The sequence below is a fragment of the Streptomyces sp. NPDC051109 genome (assembly GCF_044455885.1).
Classification (GTDB): domain Bacteria; phylum Actinomycetota; class Actinomycetes; order Streptomycetales; family Streptomycetaceae; genus Streptomyces.
Genome location: NZ_JBITFF010000006.1, coordinates 85,140 through 104,908, shown reverse-complemented (window position 1 = coordinate 104,908; position 19,769 = coordinate 85,140). Strand labels below are relative to the sequence as shown.

19 protein-coding genes are annotated in these 19,769 nt (G+C 74.5%); 7 read left to right on the top strand and 12 right to left on the bottom strand.

Annotated features, from left to right (window positions below; all coding sequences use genetic code 11):
* Nucleotides 1–38: 38 nt before the first annotated feature.
* The 3 genes from ACIBAD_RS13665 to ACIBAD_RS13655 all read right to left on the bottom strand — a co-directional run bounded on the left by ACIBAD_RS13665 (nucleotide 39) and on the right by ACIBAD_RS13655 (nucleotide 3,094).
* The gene (locus tag ACIBAD_RS13665; RefSeq protein WP_134070320.1) at nucleotides 39–1,310 is read right to left on the bottom strand and encodes a ribonuclease D; all 1,272 of its coding nucleotides are present in this window, start codon (nucleotides 1,308–1,310) and stop codon (nucleotides 39–41) included.
* Nucleotides 1,311–1,435: 125 nt separating this feature from the next.
* Nucleotides 1,436–2,098: a response regulator transcription factor gene (locus tag ACIBAD_RS13660; RefSeq protein ID WP_007267191.1), complete on the bottom strand. Its 663-nt coding sequence runs from the start codon at nucleotides 2,096–2,098 to the stop codon at nucleotides 1,436–1,438.
* A gap of 339 nt (nucleotides 2,099–2,437) precedes the next feature.
* Entirely contained in the window at nucleotides 2,438–3,094 is a 657-nt protein-coding gene (locus ACIBAD_RS13655) for a DUF3000 domain-containing protein (protein ID WP_134070318.1), read from the bottom strand.
* 91 nt (nucleotides 3,095–3,185) lie between these two features.
* Between ACIBAD_RS13655 and hemE the strand changes: the two genes are divergently transcribed.
* The gene (gene hemE, locus ACIBAD_RS13650) at nucleotides 3,186–4,250 is read left to right on the top strand and encodes a uroporphyrinogen decarboxylase (RefSeq protein ID WP_134070316.1); all 1,065 of its coding nucleotides are present in this window, start codon (nucleotides 3,186–3,188) and stop codon (nucleotides 4,248–4,250) included.
* A gap of 194 nt (nucleotides 4,251–4,444) precedes the next feature.
* On the opposite strand, the gene ACIBAD_RS13645 is transcribed toward hemE, so the two are convergent.
* Together ACIBAD_RS13645 and ACIBAD_RS13640 are read right to left on the bottom strand one after the other, a co-directional pair.
* Nucleotides 4,445–5,833, bottom strand: a complete 1,389-nt coding sequence (locus ACIBAD_RS13645; protein ID WP_398906546.1) for an FAD-dependent oxidoreductase — start codon at nucleotides 5,831–5,833, stop codon at nucleotides 4,445–4,447.
* Between the two features lie 71 nt (nucleotides 5,834–5,904).
* The gene (locus ACIBAD_RS13640; protein ID WP_398906544.1) at nucleotides 5,905–6,918 is read right to left on the bottom strand and encodes a DUF4349 domain-containing protein; all 1,014 of its coding nucleotides are present in this window, start codon (nucleotides 6,916–6,918) and stop codon (nucleotides 5,905–5,907) included.
* 179 nt (nucleotides 6,919–7,097) lie between these two features.
* On the opposite strand from ACIBAD_RS13640, the gene hemG reads away from it, so the two are divergent.
* Nucleotides 7,098–8,531 carry a protoporphyrinogen oxidase gene (hemG, locus tag ACIBAD_RS13635; protein WP_398906542.1) on the top strand — a complete coding sequence of 478 codons (1,434 nt, stop codon included), beginning with the start codon at nucleotides 7,098–7,100 and terminating at the stop codon, nucleotides 8,529–8,531.
* A gap of 47 nt (nucleotides 8,532–8,578) precedes the next feature.
* Nucleotides 8,579–9,292 (top strand): hydrogen peroxide-dependent heme synthase, encoded by a 714-nt coding sequence (hemQ, locus tag ACIBAD_RS13630; RefSeq protein ID WP_030154553.1) that lies wholly within the window; start codon nucleotides 8,579–8,581, stop codon nucleotides 9,290–9,292.
* Nucleotides 9,293–9,423: 131 nt separating this feature from the next.
* Here hemQ and ACIBAD_RS13625 read toward each other — a convergent pair whose 3' ends face one another.
* The 5 genes from ACIBAD_RS13625 to ACIBAD_RS13605 form a co-directional block, all read right to left on the bottom strand.
* Complete coding sequence (locus ACIBAD_RS13625; RefSeq protein ID WP_398906539.1) at nucleotides 9,424–11,133, bottom strand: alpha/beta fold hydrolase; 1,710 nt, start codon at nucleotides 11,131–11,133, stop codon at nucleotides 9,424–9,426.
* Nucleotides 11,134–11,231: 98 nt separating this feature from the next.
* On the bottom strand, nucleotides 11,232–11,993 hold the full coding sequence (locus ACIBAD_RS13620) for a TIGR04222 domain-containing membrane protein (protein ID WP_398906899.1): 762 nt from the start codon (nucleotides 11,991–11,993) through the stop codon (nucleotides 11,232–11,234).
* 32 nt (nucleotides 11,994–12,025) lie between these two features.
* Nucleotides 12,026–13,144, bottom strand: coding sequence for a TIGR04222 domain-containing membrane protein (locus tag ACIBAD_RS13615; RefSeq protein ID WP_398906537.1), 1,119 nt, complete (start codon nucleotides 13,142–13,144; stop codon nucleotides 12,026–12,028).
* Entirely contained in the window at nucleotides 13,141–14,442 is a 1,302-nt protein-coding gene (locus ACIBAD_RS13610; RefSeq protein WP_398906535.1) for a DUF692 domain-containing protein, read from the bottom strand. Before ACIBAD_RS13610 ends, ACIBAD_RS13615 begins: the two co-directional genes overlap by 4 nt.
* Nucleotides 14,443–14,571: 129 nt before the next feature.
* Nucleotides 14,572–15,339 (bottom strand): aminoacyl-tRNA hydrolase, encoded by a 768-nt coding sequence (locus ACIBAD_RS13605; RefSeq protein ID WP_398906533.1) that lies wholly within the window; start codon nucleotides 15,337–15,339, stop codon nucleotides 14,572–14,574.
* Nucleotides 15,340–15,410: 71 nt separating this feature from the next.
* Here ACIBAD_RS13605 and ACIBAD_RS13600 point away from each other — a divergent pair, with 71 nt between their 5' ends.
* The 4 genes from ACIBAD_RS13600 to ACIBAD_RS13585 are packed head-to-tail and all read left to right on the top strand — an operon-like array spanning nucleotide 15,411 to nucleotide 17,768.
* Nucleotides 15,411–16,085, top strand: coding sequence for an AIM24 family protein (locus ACIBAD_RS13600; RefSeq protein ID WP_398906530.1), 675 nt, complete (start codon nucleotides 15,411–15,413; stop codon nucleotides 16,083–16,085).
* A complete protein-coding gene (locus tag ACIBAD_RS13595) occupies nucleotides 16,082–16,897 on the top strand; it encodes an ATP-binding cassette domain-containing protein (protein WP_398906897.1) in 816 nt (271 codons plus the stop codon). The genes ACIBAD_RS13600 and ACIBAD_RS13595 overlap by 4 nt, the downstream gene beginning before the upstream one ends.
* Nucleotides 16,894–17,553, top strand: a complete 660-nt coding sequence (locus tag ACIBAD_RS13590; protein ID WP_134070306.1) for an ABC transporter — start codon at nucleotides 16,894–16,896, stop codon at nucleotides 17,551–17,553. The genes ACIBAD_RS13595 and ACIBAD_RS13590 overlap by 4 nt, the downstream gene beginning before the upstream one ends.
* 14 nt (nucleotides 17,554–17,567) lie before the next feature.
* Nucleotides 17,568–17,768 (top strand): hypothetical protein, encoded by a 201-nt coding sequence (locus ACIBAD_RS13585; RefSeq protein WP_398906527.1) that lies wholly within the window; start codon nucleotides 17,568–17,570, stop codon nucleotides 17,766–17,768.
* 16 nt (nucleotides 17,769–17,784) lie between these two features.
* Here ACIBAD_RS13585 and ACIBAD_RS13580 read toward each other — a convergent pair whose 3' ends face one another.
* Together ACIBAD_RS13580 and ACIBAD_RS13575 are read right to left on the bottom strand one after the other, a co-directional pair.
* Entirely contained in the window at nucleotides 17,785–18,711 is a 927-nt protein-coding gene (locus ACIBAD_RS13580; protein ID WP_398906525.1) for a polysaccharide deacetylase family protein, read from the bottom strand.
* An 84-nt stretch (nucleotides 18,712–18,795) separates the two neighbouring features.
* Nucleotides 18,796–19,626 carry a PPK2 family polyphosphate kinase gene (locus ACIBAD_RS13575; protein ID WP_398906895.1) on the bottom strand — a complete coding sequence of 277 codons (831 nt, stop codon included), beginning with the start codon at nucleotides 19,624–19,626 and terminating at the stop codon, nucleotides 18,796–18,798.
* Between the last annotated feature and the right edge of the window lie 143 nt (nucleotides 19,627–19,769).

Here is a 19,769-nt window from a genome sequence, read left to right as displayed (position 1 = left end):
GCCGAACGGCCGGGGGCTCTCGGTGATGTGGTGCCGCGTCAGGCGGTCGCCGCCAGTGCCCGCACCAGCGCGGGCGTCACCTGTTCGATCTGCCACGGGCGGGCGCCGTAGCCCGCGAGGGCCTGCTCCACCGCCTCCGGCTCCAGCCGCTGCGGCGGCTCCCAGCACAGCCGGCGGACCGTGTCCGGGGTGATCAGGTTCTCCTGGGGCAGGTTCAGCCCCTCCGCGAGCGCCGAGACGGCGGTCCGCGCCGCCGCCAGCCGCGCCGCGGCGGCCGGGTCCTTGTCCGCCCAGGAGCGCGGCGGCGGCGGACCGGCCGGGGTCGACCCCGGCTGCGGCAGCTCGTTCTCGGGCAGGGCCTTCGCCCGGTCCACGGCGGCCATCCACTGCTCCAGCTGGCGCCGGCCCATCCGCTGCCCGTACCCGGGCAGGGCCGACAGCGCGTGTACGTTCACCGGCAGCGCGAGGGCGGCCTCGACGATCGCGGCGTCCCCCAGCACCTTGCCGGGCGACACGTCACGCCGCTGGGCGATCCGGTCCCGGGACTCCCACAGCTCCCGTACGACGGCCATCTGCCGGCGCCGGCGCACCTTGTGCATCCCGGACGTACGGCGCCACGGATCCTTGCGCGGCGGCGCGGGCGGGGCGGCGGCGATGGCGTCGAACTCCTGCCGGGCCCATTCCAGCTTGCCCTGCCGGTCCAGTTCCTTCTCCAGCGCGTCCCGCAGGTCCACCAGCAGCTCCACGTCGAGCGCGGCGTAGCGAAGCCACGGCTCGGGGAGGGGGCGGGTGGACCAGTCGACGGCGGAGTGGCCCTTCTCCAGCGCGTAGCCGAGCACGCTCTCGACCATCGCGCCCAGCCCGACCCGCGGGAAGCCGGCGAGGCGGCCGGCCAGCTCGGTGTCGAAGAGGGAGGTGGGCACCATGCCTATTTCGCGCAGGCACGGCAGGTCCTGGGTGGCGGCGTGCAGGATCCACTCGGTACCGGACAGGGCCTCGCCCAGTGCGGACAGGTCGGGGCAGCCGACCGGGTCGATCAGCGCGGATCCTGCGCCCTCGCGGCGCAGCTGCACCAGATAGGCGCGCTGGCCGTAGCGGTATCCGGATGCGCGCTCGGCGTCGACGGCCACGGGTCCGGTGCCCGCGGCGAAGGCCGCGACCACCCGGGCGAGGGCGTCTTCGTCGGCGACCACCGGAGGGATCCCCTCGCGGGGTTCGAGCAGCGGAATCGGCGCCTTTTCGACGTCGTCCGGGGGGCCGCCCCCGGTGGTGGTGCGCAGGTCTGCTGCGGTCTCTTGGGCGTCGGTCACCGCTCAAGGGTATCCGTGGATACGGCGCACCCGTCGCCGGAACGTTCCGTCGACGGGCGCGGGGCGCGGGCTCGGGTGTTTCCCCGGCTTCCCCGGGAGTTTCCCCGGGGTCCGCCGGGCGGCTGTCAGTGGATGATCCCGGTCCGCAGGGCGACGGCGACCATCCCCGCGCGGTCCCCGGTGCCCAGCTTGCGGGCGATCCGGGCGAGGTGGGACTTGACGGTCAGGGCGGACAGGCCCATCGAGACGCCGATGGCCTTGTTGGACTGGCCCTCCGCGACGAGGCGCAGGACCTCGACCTCGCGGCCGGAGAGCTCGCGGTAGCCGCCCGGGTGGCTCGGGGCACCCGGGGGGCGGCGGTGCATACGGGCGGCGGCGGCACCGATGGGGGCGGCGCCGGGCCGGGTGGGGAGCCCGATGTTGGTCCGCGTGCCGGTGACGACGTAGCCCTTCACGCCGCCCGCGAGGGCGTTGCGCACGGCGCCGATGTCGTCGGCGGCGGACAGGGCCAGGCCGTTCGGCCAGCCGGCGGCCCGCGTCTCGGAGAGCAGGGTGAGACCGGAACCGTCGGGCAGGTGTACGTCGGCCACGCAGATGTCGCGCGGGCTGCCGACGCGGGGGCGGGCCTCCGCGATGGACGACGCCTCGATCACGTCACGTACTCCGAGGGCCCACAGATGGCGGGTCACGGTGGAACGCACGCGCGGGTCGGCCACGACGACCATGGCCGTCGGCTTGTTCGGGCGGTAGGCGACCAGGCTTGCGGGCTGCTCGAGAAGAACGGACACCTAGGCCTCCTGGGGGAGTGGCGGGACGGCCGGCTCGGGGAAGGAAGCCGGTGCGAACCGTGCGGATGGTCACTGACTCCTTCGGCACGTCACCCGCCCGGCTTTAGGGAATGATCACGATTTGGTGAGTAACAATTCGGGCAATTCGGACGCACGATCGATCATCGGGTGATCAGAAGCCCACAACGGGTGCCCGGTTCCGACACCGGGCCGCCGATGCTCGATCGGCCGTTCTACGGGGCGCAGCGCATTCGGCGTCCGTGACGGCTCCGGAGTCCGCGGCGCTTCGGCCGCCCCCGCGGACGGTGACCGCCCGCGTGCCGCCGGACGGGGGCACGGCTACGGGTGGTGCGGACCGCGCCGCTGTGGCAGGGACACCACGCCCGTCCCCGAGTCCGTCGGCCCGACCGGCGGCAGCCCCGCGATCTGGCAGAGCAGCTCGCACCACGCCGACAGGTGCGCCGGGGTGTCCGGGACCCCGCCGACGCCCTCGCGCGGCGTCCACGAGGCCCTGATCTCGATCTGGGTGGCCGGCCGCCGCTCCGAGAGCCCGCCGAAGTAGTGGGAGCTCGCCATCGTCACGGTCCCGCTCGCCTCCCCGTAGGCCAGGCCGCGCGCCTCCAGGGCCCCCGTCAGCCAGGACCAGCACACCTCGGGCAGGAGCGGGTCGGCGGCCATCTCGGGCTCCAGCTCGGCGCGTACGAGCGTCACCAGGCGGAAGGTCCCGTGCCAGGCGTCGTGCCCGGACGGGTCGTGGAGCAGGATGAGCCGGCCGTCGGCCAGATCGTCCTCGCCGTCGACGACCGCGGCCTCCAGGGCGTAGGCGTGGGGGGCCAGGCGCTGGGGCGGTCTGGTGGGTTCGATCTCGATCCCCGGACGCAGGCGCGCCCTCTTCAAGCCGTCGACCGCGTGTCGGAACGGGAGCGGGACGGAGCTCTCCTTCGCGCTGTCCACACCGTCAGCGCCATCTGAAAATCGTCCCTGAGCCGCAGCCATGCGGGGAAGACTAGGCGGAACGAGCGTCCCTGCGGCGCAGGGACACCCGCACCGGGCCGGGCACTTCTTCATACGTGCGAAGATTTGCGGCGTGAGCGCCAACGACCGCCCCACGGGCCAGCCGAGTCAGACGTACGATTCCGCCTTCCTGAAGGCGTGCCGGCGGGAGCCGGTGCCGCACACCCCGGTGTGGTTCATGCGGCAGGCCGGGCGCTCGCTCCCCGAGTACCGCAAGGTGCGCGAGGGGACCCAGATGCTGGAGTCGTGCATGCGGCCCGACCTGGTCACGGAGATCACGCTCCAGCCGGTCCGCCGCCACAACGTCGACGCGGCGATCTTCTTCTCCGACATCGTGGTCCCGCTCAAGGCCATCGGCGTCGACCTGGACATCAAGCCGGGCATCGGCCCGGTCGTCGCCCAGCCGATCCGCCGCCGCGAGGACCTCGCACAGCTGCGCGACCTCACCCCGGAGGACGTCTCGTACGTCACCGAGGCGATCGGCATGCTCACGGGTGAACTCGGCTCCACGCCGTTGATCGGTTTCGCGGGTGCGCCTTTCACTCTCGCGAGCTACCTGGTCGAGGGCGGCCCGTCGAAGAACCACGAGCACACCAAGGCCCTGATGTACGGCGACCCGGAGCTCTGGGCCGACCTGCTGGACCGCCTCGCTGAGATCACCTCCGCCTTCCTGAAGGTCCAGATCGAGGCCGGCGCCTCCGCGGTGCAGCTCTTCGACTCCTGGGTCGGCGCGCTGGCCCCGGCGGACTACCGCCGCTCGGTGATGCCGGCGTCGGCGAAGGTCCTGGAGTCCGTCGCCTCGTACGGGGTCCCGCGCATCCACTTCGGCGTGGGCACGGGCGAGCTGCTCGGCCTGATGGGCGAGGCCGGCGCGGACGTCGTGGGCGTCGACTACCGCGTCGCGCTCGACGAGGCCGCCCGCCGGGTCGGCCCCGGCAAGGCGCTCCAGGGCAACCTGGACCCGGCAGTGCTCTTCTCCACGGAGGAGGCGGTGCGGACGAAGACGGACGAGGTCCTCGCGGCGGCCTCCGGCCTGGAGGGCCACGTCTTCAACCTCGGCCACGGCGTCCTCCCCACCACCCCCCCGGACGCCCTGACCCGCCTGGTCGACTACGTCCACACGAAGACGGCCCGCTGACCCGGACCGGCTCGACAAGATCGCGAACGTCGGTACCGTGCCCCGCGTGACAGGGCACGGACCGACGTTTCGCACATCCGACGGAGAGCACGTCGACGGGGCCTGACGCCTCGTGTGGCGCGCGTATCGAGCCGCGCGGCGGGCACCACCCCGAGAACCTCCTCGTCCACGCGGCACCGCGGCGGCCCGGGCCCCTACCCCGCCGCGCGCACCGCCGAGACGGCCTTGCGGGCGGCCACCAGGACCGGGTCCCAGACCGGGGAGAAGGGCGGGGCGTAGCCCAGGTCCAGGGATACGACCTGGTCCACCGTCATACCGGCGGTCAAGGCCACCGCCGCGATGTCCACCCGCTTCGCGGAGCCCGCGCCGCCGACGATCTGGACGCCCAGCAGCCGGCCCGTGCGGAGTTCCGCGAGCATCTTGACCGTCATGTCCGCGGCCGTCGGGTAGTAGCCCGCCGTCGTCGTGGAGTTGATCGTCGCCGTCACGAAGCGCAGCCCGGCCGACAGGGCGTCGCGCTCGCGCAGGCCCGTACGGGCGATCTCCAGGTCGCAGACCTTGCTCACCGCCGTGCCGACCACTCCCGGGAACGTGGCGTAGCCGCCGCCCACGCCCGAACCGATGACCTGGCCGTGCTTGTTGGCGTGCGTGCCCAGCGGGATGTGCCGCATGCGGCCCGCCACCAGGTCCAGGACCTCCACGCAGTCACCGCCCGACCAGATGTTCTCGTGGCCCCTGACCCGCATCGACAGGTCCGTCAGGATGCCGCCCGACTCGCCGAGCGGCAGCCCCGCCGCGCGGGCCAGCGCCGTACGGGGCTCCACGCCGATGCCGAGCACGACCACGTCCGCCGGGTACTCGTCCCCCGCCGCCGTGGCCACCGCGCGGACCGCGCCGTGATCGTCCGTGAGGACCTTCGTCACCTCGGCGCCCGACACCGTCCGGATCCCCATGCGGTTCATCGCGGAGTGCACCAGGGCGCCCATGTCCGGGTCCAGCGTGGCCATCGGCTGCGGTCCGCGGTGCAGGACGGTGACCTCGTACCCGCGCGCGACGAGCGCCTCCGCCATCTCCACGCCGATGTAGCCGGCGCCGACGACGACCGCCCTGCGGCCCTCCGTACCCTCCGTCCGCTCCAGCGTGTCCATCAGCCGCTGGCCGTCGTCCAGGGTCTGGACGCCGTGCACCCCGTGCGCGCCGATCCCCGGCAGCCGGGGCCGGACCGGCCGGGCGCCCGTGGCCAGGACGAGCTTGTCGTAGCCCGTCCAGGCCTCGGACCCGGAATCCAGGTCGCGGGTACGGACGCGGCCCCCGGCGAGGTCGAGCTCCACCACCTCCGTGCGCATGCGCAGGTCGATGTCCCGGGCGCGGTGCTCCTCGGGCGTGCGGGCGATCAGGTCGTCCCGGCCGGGGACCTGGCCGCCGATCCAGTACGGGATCCCGCACGCGGAGTACGAGGTGAAGTGTCCGCGCTCGAAGGCCGTGATCTCCAGCTCCGCCGGGCCCTTGAGCCGCCGGGCCTGTGACGCGGCGGACATCCCCGCCGCGTCCCCGCCGACCACCACCAGTCGTTCCGTCGCCATCGTCCGCCCCGTTCTCCGCACTCCGCGCGTCCCGCAGTCTCGTGGGAACACGCTACGGGCGGAACCCGAGTTCAGTCGGAGGCCTCCGCCGTTTCCGTCGAGTCGGCGGGCCGGGCCGCCGGGACCCTCGTCGGCGTCAGGCCCGTCTTCGGCTTCGCCGGGCGCAGCCGCCGGTACGCGCGCCGGCCCAGCAGCACCAGCGCGGCCGTCACCGCGAACGGCGCCACCGCGGCGACCGCCAGGGCCAGGTAGCGCACGATCGCCGTGAAGACGTCCCACCCGCCGCGCAGGGCGTCCGTGAAGGAGGGCTCCCCGTCCTTCTTCTCCGCCGGCTCCGGGGCCGGTTCCGAGACCTCCATCGTGATCGTGCCCATCGAGGTCTGGTCCTTCAGCGCCGTCTGCTGTGCGAGCAGCGACTCCAGGTCCGACTGGCGCTTGCTCAGCTCGCTCTCCAGCATCACCACGTCGGCGAGCGCCGTGGCCTTGTCCATCATGTCCCGCACCCGGGCCACGCTGGCCTGCTGCGATTTCACCCGGCTGTCGACGTCCGCGACCTTCTCGGTCACGTCCTGCGCCTCGACCTTGCGGCTGCGCAGCCGGCCGCTGCCCTCCATGGCACCGAGCACGGCGTCGAAGCGTTCGCCCGGCACGCGCAGGGTCAGCGTCGAGGTCATCCGGCCGTCCTCGCCGCGTCCGGTCGTCTCGTTGCCCACGTACCCGCCCGCGCCCTCGGCCGCCGTACGGGCCGCCGCCAGGGCCTTCTGCGCGTCCGCCGCCTCCAGGGCGAGCGTGGCCGTACGGATCACGTGCGGGCGTACGGCGGCCGGCTGCTGCCCGTTCTTGGGCGCATCGGAGCCCGCGGACCCGGCGGCGGCCGGGGGAGCGGCCGCAGCCCCCGGCTTGCCCTGGGCCGCGCCCTCCGGGGCTCGGACGGCGGCCTTGTCGGCGGAGGCCGGGCCCGCCGCGTCCTGGCCGCCGGCCCCGCACCCGGTGAGCGCGAGCGCCCCGGCCAGGGACAGGCCGGCCAGAACGGCCGCGCCGCGGTGCCGTACAGCGGTGCCTCTGCTGCTGCGGACGGTTCGCATCGGTGGTCCCCCCGAGGGTCGGCTGATGTCGCCGTTGTGGCGTACGCCGGTGTGACGTACAGGGTGCCGCCGCGGGTTTCGCCGCGGCGGTCCCGGGCCGGTCCCGATGCGGTCACGGTCCGGCCTCGGTGATCGTCCGCCGAACGGTCTGAGACGATGTGTCCATGCACGGAGCGGACATGCGTACGGACGACACGGCGGCAGGGGCCCCGCCCCGCCACGCCGTCGTCATCGGCGGCGGGATCGCCGGCCTCGCCGCGGCCCACCGGCTGCTCGCCGACGGCCTGCGCGTCACGCTCCTGGAGGCCGGGCCGCGCCTCGGCGGCAAGCTGCTCGCCGGCGAGCTCGCGGGCGCCCCCGTCGACCTCGGCGCCGAATCCGTGCTCGCCCGCCGCCCCGAAGCCCTGGAGCTGGCCCGGGCCGTGGGCCTCGCCGAAGCCCTCCAGCCGCCCGCCACCGCCACCGCCCACCTGTGGACCCGCGGGGCGCTGCGGCCCATGCCGCGCGGCCACGTCATGGGCGTCCCCGGCGACCTGGCCCCGCTCGCGGCCTCCGGGGTGCTCTCCGCCGAGGGCCTGGCCCGCATCGAAGCCGAACGCCAACTGCCGCCCGCCGAGATCGGCGAGGACGTCGCCGTCGGCGAGTACGTGGCCGCCCGCCTCGGCCACGAGGTCGTCGACCGCCTGGTGGAGCCCCTCCTGGGCGGGGTCTACGCCGGCAACGCCTACCGCATCTCCATGCGCGCCGCGGTCCCGCAACTCTTCGAGGCCGCCCGTACCCACGCCTCGCTGGGCGAGGGCGTACGCGAACTCCAGCAGCGGGCGGCCGCACAGCAGCCCCAGCAGGCCGGGCGCCCCGTCTTCGCCGGCATCGACGGCGGCATCGGACGGCTCCCGCAGGCCGTGGCCGAAGCCTGCCGGGCGGCCGGGGCGAGGATCAGCACCGGTACCCCGGTGCGCGAGCTCCTCCGTACGGCCGGAGGCTGGAGGGTCGTCACCGACGCGGAGGCCTTCGAAGCCGACGCCGTGGTCCTGGCCGTCCCCGCCGGGCCCGCCGCCCGCCTGCTGGACGGGCTCGCGCCAGCCGCGGCCGCCGAGCTGCGGACCGTCGAGTACGCCTCCATGGCCCTGGTGACGATGGCCTTCCGGCGTTCCGAGCTGCCCGCCGCGATCACCGGGGGCGGCGCCAGCGGATTCCTCGTACCGCCCGTCGACGGACGGACCATCAAGGCCTCCACCTTCTCCAGCAACAAGTGGGCCTGGGCCGGCGCCGATCCCGAGCTGTTCCTGCTGCGCACCTCGGTCGGCCGGTACGGCGACGAGGGCGATCTGGGGCGCGAGGACTCCGAGCTGGTCGACGTCTCGCTGCGCGACCTCGGCGAGGCCGTGGGCCTCGCGGCCCGGCCGGTCGCCTCCACCGTCACCCGCTGGGACGGCGGGCTGCCGCAGTACCCGGTCGGCCACCTCGCGCACGTGGACCGGATCCGCACCGCCGTCGCGGCGCTGCCCGGCCTCGCCGTGTGCGGCGCGCTGTACGACGGCGTGGGCATCCCGGCGTGCATCGCGAGCGCCGGCAGGGCCGCCGACGTGGTGAAGGCCGCGTTCCCCGCGTAGGGCACCCCTGGCACAGACCACTGATCAGCACACGGGACAATGGACACATGACTGCACCAGAGAAGATTCCCAACGCGGGGAAGAAGGCGAAGGACCTCAACGAGGTCATCCGCTACACCCTGTGGTCCGTCTTCAAGCTGAAGGACGTCCTGCCCGAGGACCGCACCGGCTACGCCGACGAGGTCCAGGAGCTGTTCGACCAGCTGGCCGCCAAGGACATCACCGTCCGCGGCACCTATGACGTCTCCGGCCTGCGCGCCGACGCGGACGTCATGATCTGGTGGCACGCCGAGACCTCGGACGAGCTGCAGACTGCGTACAACCTGTTCCGCCGCACCAAGCTCGGCCGCGCGCTGGAGCCGGTGTGGTCGAACATGGCCCTGCACCGCCCGGCCGAGTTCAACAAGTCGCACATCCCGGCCTTCCTGGCCGACGAGGTGGCGCGCGACTACGTCAGCGTCTACCCGTTCGTGCGCTCGTACGACTGGTACCTGCTGCCCGACGAGGACCGCCGCCGCATGCTCGCGGACCACGGCAAGATGGCCCGCGGCTACCCTGACGTCCGGGCCAACACCGTCGCGTCCTTCTCGCTGGGCGACTACGAGTGGATGCTGGCCTTCGAGGCCGACGAGCTGTACCGCATCGTCGACCTCATGCGCCACCTGCGCGCCTCCGAGGCCCGTATGCACGTCCGTGAAGAAGTCCCCTTCTACACCGGACGCCGCAAGTCCGTCGCCGATCTGGTGGCCGGGCTCGCCTGAGACCTCCCCTGGGGGGAAGGAACCGGAAGACCGCTCTCTTGACTGGGGAGCGTGCTCCGGTGGATCGGGAGGCTGGTCCGGATGACGGCCTGACCCCCGAAACGACGCAGCCGGAGATCCCGCCCGGAAGTTCAGACGACTGGCGGCAGCAGAGCCCTGGGTACCTTCCCGGGTCCTCGCGCTGCCCGGTCGTCCAGCGACACCGGTGCGGGCTCCGGATGCGGCGCACACGTGACACGCCACCCTGAGGTGTCACCCGTAAGCAAGTACCGCTCCACGTGCCGGTCCACGCAGTCATTGCGTCCGCCGACCACTCCGTGGGCGCCGGCCCCCTCTTCCGTGACCAGCGCGGCCCGGGCGCCGAGCCGCCGCTGAAGCTCCAGCGCACCCGGGTACGGGGTGGCCCCGTCCCGCTCCGCCGCGACGATCAGCGTGCGGGGGAGCGCGGCCCGCTGCGCGCCGGCCGGGACCGGCTGCTCGCCCACCGCCACCGGCTGCTGCCGCTCGTGGACGGGCCAGTACGCGCACGGCAGGTTCAGGAAGGCGTTGGCCCAGGCCTCGAAGGGAGCCCGGCGAGCCAGTTCGGTGGTGTCGCGGTCCCAGGTCTCCCACTGCGCGGGCCAGGCGGCGTCATTGCACAGCACCGCCGTGTACACCGCCCGCGCGTTCTCCCGCGCGGCCGCCGACTCCGGGTCCGGGCCGGCCTGTTCGGCCAGCGGGCCGGGATCGCCGGCCAGGAAGGAGCTGAGCGCGGCCGCCCGCTCCGGCCAGACGTCGTCGTAGTACGCCGCCTGGAGGAAGGCGGCCTGGAGCTCGCCGGTCCCGACCGTTTCGCCCGCCGGGGTGCGCGCCACCGCGTCCCGTACGCGCTCGTAGCTCGCCTGCACCGCCTCCGGGGTGGCGCCGAGCCGGTACGTGGCGTGGTGCCGGGCGGCCCAGGCGCGGAAGTCGTACCAGCGCCTCTCGAACCCCGGGGCCTGGTCGAGGTTGTTGACGTACCAGATGCGGCGCGGATCGGGGTTCACGGCGGAGTCCAGGACCATCCGGCGGACGTGGGCGGGGTGGAGGGTGGCGTAGACGGCGCCCAGGTAGGTGCCGTACGAGGCGCCGAGGAAGGTCAGCTTCTCCTCCCCGAGCGCGGCGCGCAGCACGTGCAGGTCGCGGACGTTGTCGAGGGTCGTGTAGTACGGGAGGGCCGCGCCGGCCCGCTGCGCGCAGCCGCGGGCGTAGGCACGGGCGGCGGCGACGCGCTGCTGTTTGTACGCGGCCGAGGGCTCCGCCGGGACCTGGGTCGGGCCCTTCGCACGGCCGGCGGGGTCCTCGCAGGACAGCGGGGCGGAGCGGCCGACTCCGCGCGGGGCGTAGCCGACGAGGTCGTAGGCGGCGCCGACGCGCTCCCACTCGGGGAGCCCGGAGAGGAGCGGGAAGAACGTCCCGGAGGCGCCGGGGCCGCCCGGGTTGTAGACGAGCGCGCCCTGCCGCACCGCGCCGCCGCGCCGGGTCGCGGCGACCCGGCTGACGGTGAGCGAGATCCGGGGCCCGTCGGGCCGCGCGTAATCGAGCGGAACCGCCAGGGTCGCGCACCGCACGGGCGGGGGCAGCTCCTCGGCGGCCGGGCAGGCCCGGAAGACGAGCCCACCGGTGCCCCGGGCCGCCTCGGCGGCCCGGGTCGCGACGAGTTCCGCGCCCGCGTTCGCGGCGGCCTCCCTTGCCGCGCCGGCCCCGCGGCCGGCGGTGTCCGGGCCGGGGGCGCGCGCGTGGGCATGCGGGGTCGGGATGCACAGGCTGAGGCAGAGGACCGCCGCGGCGACCCCGCAGCGGGCGAGCGGAGTCAGCATCATGGGCCGCCTTCATCTCTTCGGATGAAGTGATCAGATGCTCTGAGTGGGCTGCTTGTACAGGACCGCCGCCCGGTGTCGGGCGCAATCCCCCCGGTTGCCTAGGCCAATGCCGCCCGGAGGGCGGGATCCGTCAGGACGCCGACGCCCCGCAGGGCCACCGCCGTGAGGGAGTCCCCCTCGCCGCGCTCCCGGTCCAGGGCCACGAGCAGCCGCTGCCCGGCGGGGGAGGCCCACGCGGAGTACGGGTACGTCTCGAAGCGGGCGATGGCCAGGCACCCCAGTGTGAGCAGCAGCGGCAGTGCGAACCAGCACAGGATCACGGTCGCCGTGGCCCCGTCCGCCGGAACGCAGAGCGCGGCCGCCGCCAGCGCGGCCACCAGCCCGGCGGCCCGCCGCACGGCCCGGACCCCGCCGGCCACACCGCTGCGGGCGGCGGCGGGCAGTGCGAGCCCCGCCGCGTCGAGCCGGTCCGCGAGGGCCCGTACGGCCTCGTCCCGGGCCGCGGCGCTCCGTACGACGGCCACCGGAGCCTGCCCGTCCGGCCCGAGGGCGCCGAGCACGGACCGCTCGTGCGGGTCCCGCCCCACCGGGTCGACGACGGTCGCCCAGCCGGTGTGGGCCAGTAGCAGCCGGCGCCCGCGCTGCATCGACAGCAGCGTGAGCTCGGCGACCCGTCGGGGGCCGCCGGCGAGGTAGGCGGCCTCGTACAGGTTCAGTTCGTCGGGGCCGCGGCCGGCGCCCGCACTGCCGTCGGGCGGCGCGGGCGCCGGCACCGAGGCCGAGGCGGCGGCCCTCAGCAGGAGGGTGCACGACGCGAGCACCCCTGCCCAGGCCATCAGGAGGAGCAGGACCCAGAACATGGCCGATTCCCACGAGGTGTAGAAGTGCCCGGTCAGGAACTGCTGCTGCCGCAGCTCGAACCGGACGAACTGCTGCAACTCGAACTGCTGCTGGAGCAACTGGATCCACTGGAGCAACTGGACCCGCTGGAGCAACTGGACCCGCTGGAACAACTCGAACCACTGGAGCAGCTGGAACCGCCCCCGGAGCAGCTGGAACCGCCCCCGGAGCAGCTGGAACCGCTGTTTCCGCAGCTGCCGGAGGAGGAGCCGCCGTCACTGCCCGCGCACCATACGACGGGCAGGACCTCGGCGGAAGACCCGCAGTAGACACCCGAGGACGAAGACGAGGACGAGGAAGAGGACGCCGAGGCGGACGACGGCGCGCCGCGTCGCGCGTTCCGCGCCTGGGCCGCCGCCAGCCGGGTACCGCGCACGGCCGGAACCAACTGCCCCCGCAGGTACGGGTCCCGCAGCCCCCGCAGCCCGTACAGGGCCGTCTGCACGTGCGGGGTCTGGTCGTTCATGTAGTGCGTGCGGATCTCGCGCAGCGCGGCCCGCCCCGCCGGGGTGAGCCGCTGTCGGGCCCGGGCGGCGAGGACGCATCCCATGACGATCCCGCCGAGCAGCGCCGGGAGCACCTTGAAGACGAACGGCACCTGCGAGCCGGGCTGGAGGGCCAGCGCGACGAACGTGAGGGGCAGCGAGGCCACCATCCACACCGCGCACACCACGACCTGGGCCAGCCCCCAGCGCCGCCACCGCCGCCCGGTGCCGGGCACGGCGAGCAGCCCGCGTACGGCGAGCGCGTCGCCCGTCTCCTGGACGGCCGGGTCGAGCATGGCGGCGTAGCGCACCTGGTAGAGCCAGCCGGACGGCGCCTGCCGCAGGGCTTCGAACACGGCCCGCTCGGCGATGTCCGCGGCCCGTGCCCCGGTCCGCAGCGCCACGATCCCCGGACCGCCGACCACGAGCCGGCCGTCGCCGAGGAGCGAGACGAGCGCGCTGTCGACGACCGCGCCGGGGCCGCCGGCCATGAACGCGGCCTCGGACAGGTCGTGCAGGCGCGGCGCCGGGCGGACCGGCCGCGGCCGGGAGCGCCGTACGCCGAGGAACAGCAGGAGGGTGGAGACGATGACCGCGACCCAGATCGCGACAGCGAGAACGTTCATGCCGCACGCCCCACGAGCGTGCGGGCCCAGCGCACGAACCGGCGCGGCGGCCGTGACCCGACCCGGTCCTGCCACCAGGAGGTGAGCCGGCGCCGGGCAGCGGGGTCTGCGGGCAGGTCCCGGATCAGCAGGTGCTCGGCGAAGTCGAGGGCGTCCCTGCGGTATCCGGCGGTCATGGGCCGGTTACGGGCGTACGCGAGGAAGGCCTCGCGGTACGGTGCCTCACCGCCCAGGATCCCGGGCAGCTCGGGCGCCAGCTTCGCGACGACCCCGGCCCGCTTGGCGGCCAGCGCCCGCGACTGCACCCGTACGCGCTGCCGGTCGAACCCCTCGGGCACGGGCGTCCCCGCCACGAGCGCCGACAACAGCGCGGCCTGCTCCACCCCGATGCCCGTCCGGGCCCGCCGGTCCGGCCCCGCAGGCGGGTGGGGCGCCGGGGGGAGGATCCGGGCAACGGGAGAAGGGCGGGTGGGGGACTGCTCCGCGGGGCCCACCACCTCCCGGATGGCGGCGAGTTCCCCGGCCAGCTCCGCCTCGGCCGGAAAATCGTCGTCGCGCTCCAGCAGCACCCCGGGAGGGGAGACCCGCTTGCGCAGCTCCGCGAGGATGTCCAGCACCACCGGCGGCACCGGATGCGCATGCGTGTCGTGCCACACCCCATCCCGCTCCACGCCCCCGGCGACGTGCACGTACGCCAGCGCCTCCAGCGGGATCGCGTCCAGTACGGCGAACGGGTCCTCGCCCCGGTTCACCCGGTTCGTGTGGAGGTTGGCGACGTCGATCAGCAGCCGCACCCCCGTCCGCTCCACCAGCTCCGTCAGGAACTGCGCCTCCGTCAGCTCCTCCCCGGGCCAAGAGATCAGCGCGGCGATGTTCTCCAGGGCCAGCGGCACCGGCAGCGCGTCCTGCGCGATCCGGACGTTCTCGCACAGCACGTCCAGGGCGTCCCGCGTCCGCTGCACCGGCAGCAGGTGCCCCGCCTCCAGTGCCGGCGAGGCCGTCCGTACGAACGCGATGTGCTCGGTGACGAGCGGCGCCCCCAGCGCGAGCGCCCGCTCCCCGAGGGCGGCCAGCTTCGCCGCGTCGGGCCGGTCGGCGCCGCCGAGGCCCAGCGAGACCCCGTGCGGCACGACGCGCACCCCGCGCTCGCGCAGCCGCAGCAGCGGGGCGGGCAGGTGGCCGGGGCAGATGTTCTCGGCCACCACCTCGACCCAGTCCAGGCCCGGCAGCCGCTCCACCGCGTCAGCGATCTCCGGCCGCCATCCGATGCCCACCCCCAGGTGCGCCATGGTCTTCATGTCCCCTCGCCCCCTCTCATCGGTCGTGTGCCGATGTGATGGCCCCGACGGAGTCGGGCCAACCGCGGACAGGGACGTTCAGAGCAACATTTGAGGTTCCCGGCCGGCGCCGCCGTCGCCGGGGGCGGGTCAGTGCGCCACGCCCCCGGCGAGCCGGGCCCGCAGCGCCGGATGGTCGGAGACCACCGTCGCCGAACCGGGCGCGATCTCCGTGAACCCGGCGTCCCGGACCACGGGCAGCCCGCTCCCGCTCAGCCCGGCCCACCGCTCGCGCGCGGCCGTCCGTACGGCCAGCCGGAAACCGGAATCCCGCCAGGCGGTGCGCTCCGGTCCGGTCAGCTCCCACCAGGCCAGTTGCGCGGCGTGCCCGGCCTGGGCCATCGCCTTGCCGGCGGACATCTCCAGGTCGGGGTTGAGCCACAGCACCGGAACGCCGGGCGCGGCCGCGGCGACCGGCTCCGCATCGTCCAGATCGGTCCCCGAGACCTGGAGTTTCGCGAGCTCCTTGGGCCAGCCGTCCAACGGCACCGGCGGGAAGACCCGTACCTCCGCCGTGTCACCGTGCACGGTGACACCGGGCAGGGTGCCGGCCTTGCGCCACTCCGCCCCGCGCGCCCGCCGCACGACCTTCCGGATCCGCGCGTCCTGCCAGTCCCGGACCGCCTCGGCCCACTCGCCCTCGCCCTGCGCCCGTTCGTCGGTCAGCAGGACCAGCACGGCCCGGGCGGCCGTCTCCAGCGCGTCCGTGCGGGCGGGCGGCTGCGCCTTCTCGATCCGCACGACCAGCGGCAGCACGAACTGCGGCGCCTCGTCGCGCGCGATGCGCTCCTGCCGGAACGGGCTGTCGGCCCCGACCGCGGGTACGTCTGAAGTGTGGTTCTGGTCCTGGCTGCTCATCCCGCCAAGGATGCCAGGCTCCGCCTTCAGGATGATGCCGAGGGGGCCAGGGCCGGGCGAGGATCGGGGTCATGAAGAGCGACCTTTTCGCGTCCGAGAACCTGGCCCAGCCGGCCGCCGCTCCGGGCATGACCCTCCAGAACGCCAAGTCCGTGAAGTACACCGTCAACGGTGAAATGCTCGCCCGCCAGGGCTCGATGGTCGCCTTCCGGGGGAACCTCCAGTTCGAGCGCAAGGGCCAGGGCATAGGCGGCATGCTCAAGCGCGCCGTCACCGGCGAGGGGCTCGCGCTGATGTCCGTGCGCGGGCAGGGCGAGGCCTGGTTCGCGCACCAGGCCGCCAACTGCTTCATCGTCGACTTCGAGCCGGGCGACTCGCTGACCGTCAACGGCCGCAACGTGCTCTGCTTCGACCCGACGCTCGCCTACGAGATCAAGATGGTGAAGGGCGCCGGCATGACCGGCGGCGGCCTCTTCAACAGCCTCTTCACCGGCACCGGCAAGCTCGCCCTGGTCTGCGACGGCCACCCGATCGTCATCCCGGTCACGGCGCAGAACCCCGTGTACGTGGACACCGACGCGGTGGTCGGCTGGAGCGCCAAGCTGGAGACGGTCCTGCACCGCTCCCAGTCGGTCGGCTCGATGATCCGCGGCGGCTCCGGCGAGGCCGTCCAGCTCATGCTGCGGGGCGAGGGCTTCGTCATCGTCCGCCCCAGCGAGGTCACCGAGACGGCGGCCGCGCACTGAAACTCGACCGTGTGGGCCGCCGCCACGGAATGCGGCGGCCCTGGGTGCTGCGCGGGGTCGACCTGGAGCTGCCGCCCGGCGCGCTCGTCCGCGTCGAAGGCCGCAACGGCGGCGGCAAGTCGACCCTGCTGCGGATCGTCGCGGGGATCGACGCCCCGTCCGAGGGGCGGATCACCGGGCGCCCGCGCCGGACGGCCTACGTGCCCGAGCGCTTCCCGGCCGCGCTGCCGCTCACCGCGACGGCCTACCTGACCCACATGGGCCGAGTGCACGGCCTCGGGCGGGCCCGGGCGGCCGACCGGGCGGCGCACTGGCTGGAGCGGTTCGGCGCGGCCGCGTACGCGCGCACCCCGCTGGCCGAACTCTCCAAAGGCAGCAGCCAGAAGGTGGCCGTCGCCCAGGCGCTGCTCGCCGAGCCCGGGCTGCTCGTGCTCGACGAGGCCTGGACCGGGCTCGACGCCCCCGCCCGCGCCGAGCTGGACCGGGCCGTCGCCGAGCGGACCGCCGCCGGGGGCACCGTGGTCTTCGTCGACCACGACCCGGCGCGGCTCGCGGGCGCGGCCGACGCGCACCACCGGGTCGAGGGGGCCGCGCTGGTCCCCGTACGCGAGCCGGCCGCCGCGGGGCCGTACGTACGCATCGAGGCCGCCGGGCCGCCGGGCGCCGGGCCGCCGCCGGGGCTGGCCGGCGCGCCCGCACCCGGCGGGGGACTGCTGCTGACGGTGCCCGCCGCCCGCTCCGACGCGGTGCTGCGCGCACTGCTCACCTCGCCCGAGCCCTGGCACATCCGCTCCGTGGAGGAACTTCCGTGACCGGGTTGCTGCGCTACCAGTGCGCGCTGCTGCTGCGCTCCCAGCGCTGGATCGCCCCGCTCCTGCTGTACGCGGCCTTCCTGGCCGCAGGGGTGCGGCCTGGCGATCCGCTCCTGGACTCGCTGGGCTTCGCCGCCGCCGGGCTGGTGCCGGTCACGGCCTGGCTGGTCCGGGTCTGCGTGACCAACGAGCCCGCCGCCGCCCGCGACTGCGCGGCCGCTGCGGCCGGTCCCGTACGGGTGCACGCGGCGGCCCTGCTCACCGCGCTGGGCGGGGCGCTGCTGGCCGGGGCCGCGGGCACGGCGGCGGTGCTGCTGATGGGCGACTCCGGCCGCGCGGAACGCGTGGATCCGCAGGGTGCCGCCCTGGCCGGGGTGCTGGCGGCGCTGGCGTGCGCGCTGACCGGCGCGGCCGTGGGGGCGCTGTGCAGCCGGCCCGTGCTGCGCCCGACGGGGGTCGCGGTCCTGGCGGGCGCCCTGGGCTCCCTGCTGGCCTGGGGCCTCGCCGGCTCCCCGGCGCGCAGCGCGGTGACGGCGCTGGTGGAGGGCTCCCGGGCGCACGCCGTGACGCTGCCGGTGGCCTCCTTCGCGGGGGCGCTGGCGCTGGCCTGCGGTGCCGGAGCCGTGGCCTGCCTCGTCAGCGCGCGCCGGAGCTGAGTACGCTCGGGGGCATGGACGAAGTGGACGCGCCGACCGGTTCCGAGTCGTACTGCGCCGCCCCGGCGGCTCCGGCGGCGCGGGTGGCCGGGCTGCCGTACGCGGACTGCGTGGAGTGCGGGAAACCCACCGAGTACGGGGTCGCGACGCCGGGCCGGGTGCTGTGCCCGGTGTGCGAATGGCAGGACGCGCAGCGCTCGGCCTGCTCCGGCTGAGGCCGCGCCCGCCCGCCTACGTCCCGATCAGCTCGGAGACCTTCACGAACCGGTAGCCGCGCTTGCGCAGCTCCGGGACGATCTTGTGGATGGCCTCCTCGGTGACGGGGGCCGCGCTGCGCGTGCAGTGCATGACCACCACCGAGCCGGGCTTCACCCCGGTGAGCACCTGCTCGGCCACCGCGTCCGGGTCCTTGGCGAAGGCGTCCCCGCTGACCACGTCCCACTGGACGGCCGTGACCTTGGCCGTGGACAGGGCCCGCAGCGCCTGGTCGTCGTAGCAGCCGCCGGGGAAGCGGAAGTACGGGACCGTGTTGACCGCGCCGGCCGTACGGAAGGCGGCGAAGGCCCGGTCCACGTCGGCCCGGGCGGCGGCCGCGTCGAGCGCGGGGAGCCCGTAGCAGGGCGACTTGAAGGCGTGGTGGCTGTACGAGTGGTTCGCGATCTCGAAGTTCGGGTCGGTGCCGATCGCCTTCGCCTGGTCGGGGTACTCCTCGGCCCAGCGGCCCGTCATGAAGATCGTCGAGGGCACCTTGAGCGCGCGCAGGGTCGAGATGAGCTGCGGGTTGTCGAAGTGCTCCCCGTCCGCGGCGCGCTGCCCCTGGTCGGAGGTCATGTCGGCGTCGAAGGTCAGCGCGACGGTCTTGTCGCTCTGCTGCTTCGCCCGATCGAAGACGGGGGTCAGGCCGTTCGGCCCGGGCGCCAGGGTCGGGGGCTTGGCCGGCGGCGGGGCGGCGGCCGGGGAGGAGCCGGCCGCCTGCGGCGCGGCGGCCGACGCGCCGGAGGACGGCGGGGCGGACGCCCCGGGGGTGCCCATACGGGCGGCCTGGTTGCCGGAGCCGGACGCGGAGGTCCCGCTGCCGCCTCCGCAGCCGGCGAGGGCGGTGCAGAGAGCGGCACTGAGGGCGGCCGCGACCGCCACATTGCGCACAGAAAGGGTCACGGACGCAAAATATATGACCATCTGCCAAGCAGATCGCAGCGGCGCGGAGGCAGGCATACGAATCGCCCGCCCGTGTGACGGGCATCAGGTCCGCAGCAGCCGGGCGCGGCTCTCCTCCACGTCGAAACCGGCCGCGGGATAGCGCGGATCCAGCTCCTCCAGATGCTCCAGCAGCAGCTTGCTGATCGCCCAGTTGCGGTACCACTTCCGGTCCGCGGGGACGACGTACCAGGGGGCGGCGCCGATGGAGCAGCGCTGCAGGGCCAGCTCGTACGCGTGCTGGTACTCGGGCCACAGACCGCGCTCGTCGATGTCGACCGGGCTGAACTTCCAGTGCTTGTCGGGGTTGTCGAGCCGCTCCAGCAGCCGCTCGCGCTGCTCTTCGTAGCTGATGTGGAGGAAGACCTTCACCAGGGTGACGCCGTCGTCCGCGAGGGACTGCTCGAAGCGGTTGATCTGGGCGTAGCGGCGGTTCAGCTGACTGCGCGACACCAGCTCGCGCACGCGTGCGATGAGGACGTCCTCGTAGTGCGAGCGGTCGAAGATGCCGATCTCGCCCGGAACGGGGAGGGCCTTCCTGATGCGCCAGAGGAAGGGGTGCTCCTGCTCCTCCTGCGTGGGCGCCTTGAACGACCTGATCCGGCAGCCGGAGGGGTTGAGCAGGCCGATCACGTGCTTCACCGTGCCGCCCTTGCCGCTGGTGTCCATGCCCTGGAGGACGAGCAGGACGCGGCGGCGGTCGCCGGCGGTGCTCGCCGCGTACAGCCGTTCCTGGAGGGAGGCGAGCGGCTCGGCCAGCCGTGCGGAGGCGTCGAGGCCCGCGGCCTTGCCGGCCGGGCCGCCGGGGGTCGAGGCGGGGTCGAAGGCGCCGAGGTCGAGGCGCTCACCGGCGGGGGCGCGCAGCAGCGGGCGCAGGGGGACGTCCCGGCCGTCCGGCCGGGCCCGCTTCGGGTCCTTGTCGGCCTTCCCCTTCTCCGTCCCCTTCCCGCTCTCCTTCCCGCTGCTCTTCCCGTCCTTCTTCCGGGTCTTCCCGCTCTCCTTGGCCACCGCCGCCACCT

Coding starts and splice junctions, on each gene's coding strand:
- ACIBAD_RS13655 (WP_134070318.1), bottom strand. CDS start 3,094: ATGGCTGCGGCTCAGGGACGATTTTCAGATGGCGCTGACGGTGTGGAC.
- ACIBAD_RS13645 (WP_398906546.1), bottom strand. CDS start 5,833: ATGGCGACGGAACGACTGGTGGTGGTCGGCGGGGACGCGGCGGGGATG.
- ACIBAD_RS13640 (WP_398906544.1), bottom strand. CDS start 6,918: ATGCGAACCGTCCGCAGCAGCAGAGGCACCGCTGTACGGCACCGCGGC.
- hemG (WP_398906542.1), top strand. CDS start 7,098: ATGCGTACGGACGACACGGCGGCAGGGGCCCCGCCCCGCCACGCCGTC.
- hemQ (WP_030154553.1), top strand. CDS start 8,579: ATGACTGCACCAGAGAAGATTCCCAACGCGGGGAAGAAGGCGAAGGAC.
- ACIBAD_RS13625 (WP_398906539.1), bottom strand. CDS start 11,133: ATGATGCTGACTCCGCTCGCCCGCTGCGGGGTCGCCGCGGCGGTCCTC.
- ACIBAD_RS13620 (WP_398906899.1), bottom strand. CDS start 11,993: ATGTTCTGGGTCCTGCTCCTCCTGATGGCCTGGGCAGGGGTGCTCGCG.
- ACIBAD_RS13615 (WP_398906537.1), bottom strand. CDS start 13,144: ATGAACGTTCTCGCTGTCGCGATCTGGGTCGCGGTCATCGTCTCCACC.
- ACIBAD_RS13610 (WP_398906535.1), bottom strand. CDS start 14,442: ATGAAGACCATGGCGCACCTGGGGGTGGGCATCGGATGGCGGCCGGAG.
- ACIBAD_RS13605 (WP_398906533.1), bottom strand. CDS start 15,339: ATGAGCAGCCAGGACCAGAACCACACTTCAGACGTACCCGCGGTCGGG.
- ACIBAD_RS13600 (WP_398906530.1), top strand. CDS start 15,411: ATGAAGAGCGACCTTTTCGCGTCCGAGAACCTGGCCCAGCCGGCCGCC.
- ACIBAD_RS13585 (WP_398906527.1), top strand. CDS start 17,568: ATGGACGAAGTGGACGCGCCGACCGGTTCCGAGTCGTACTGCGCCGCC.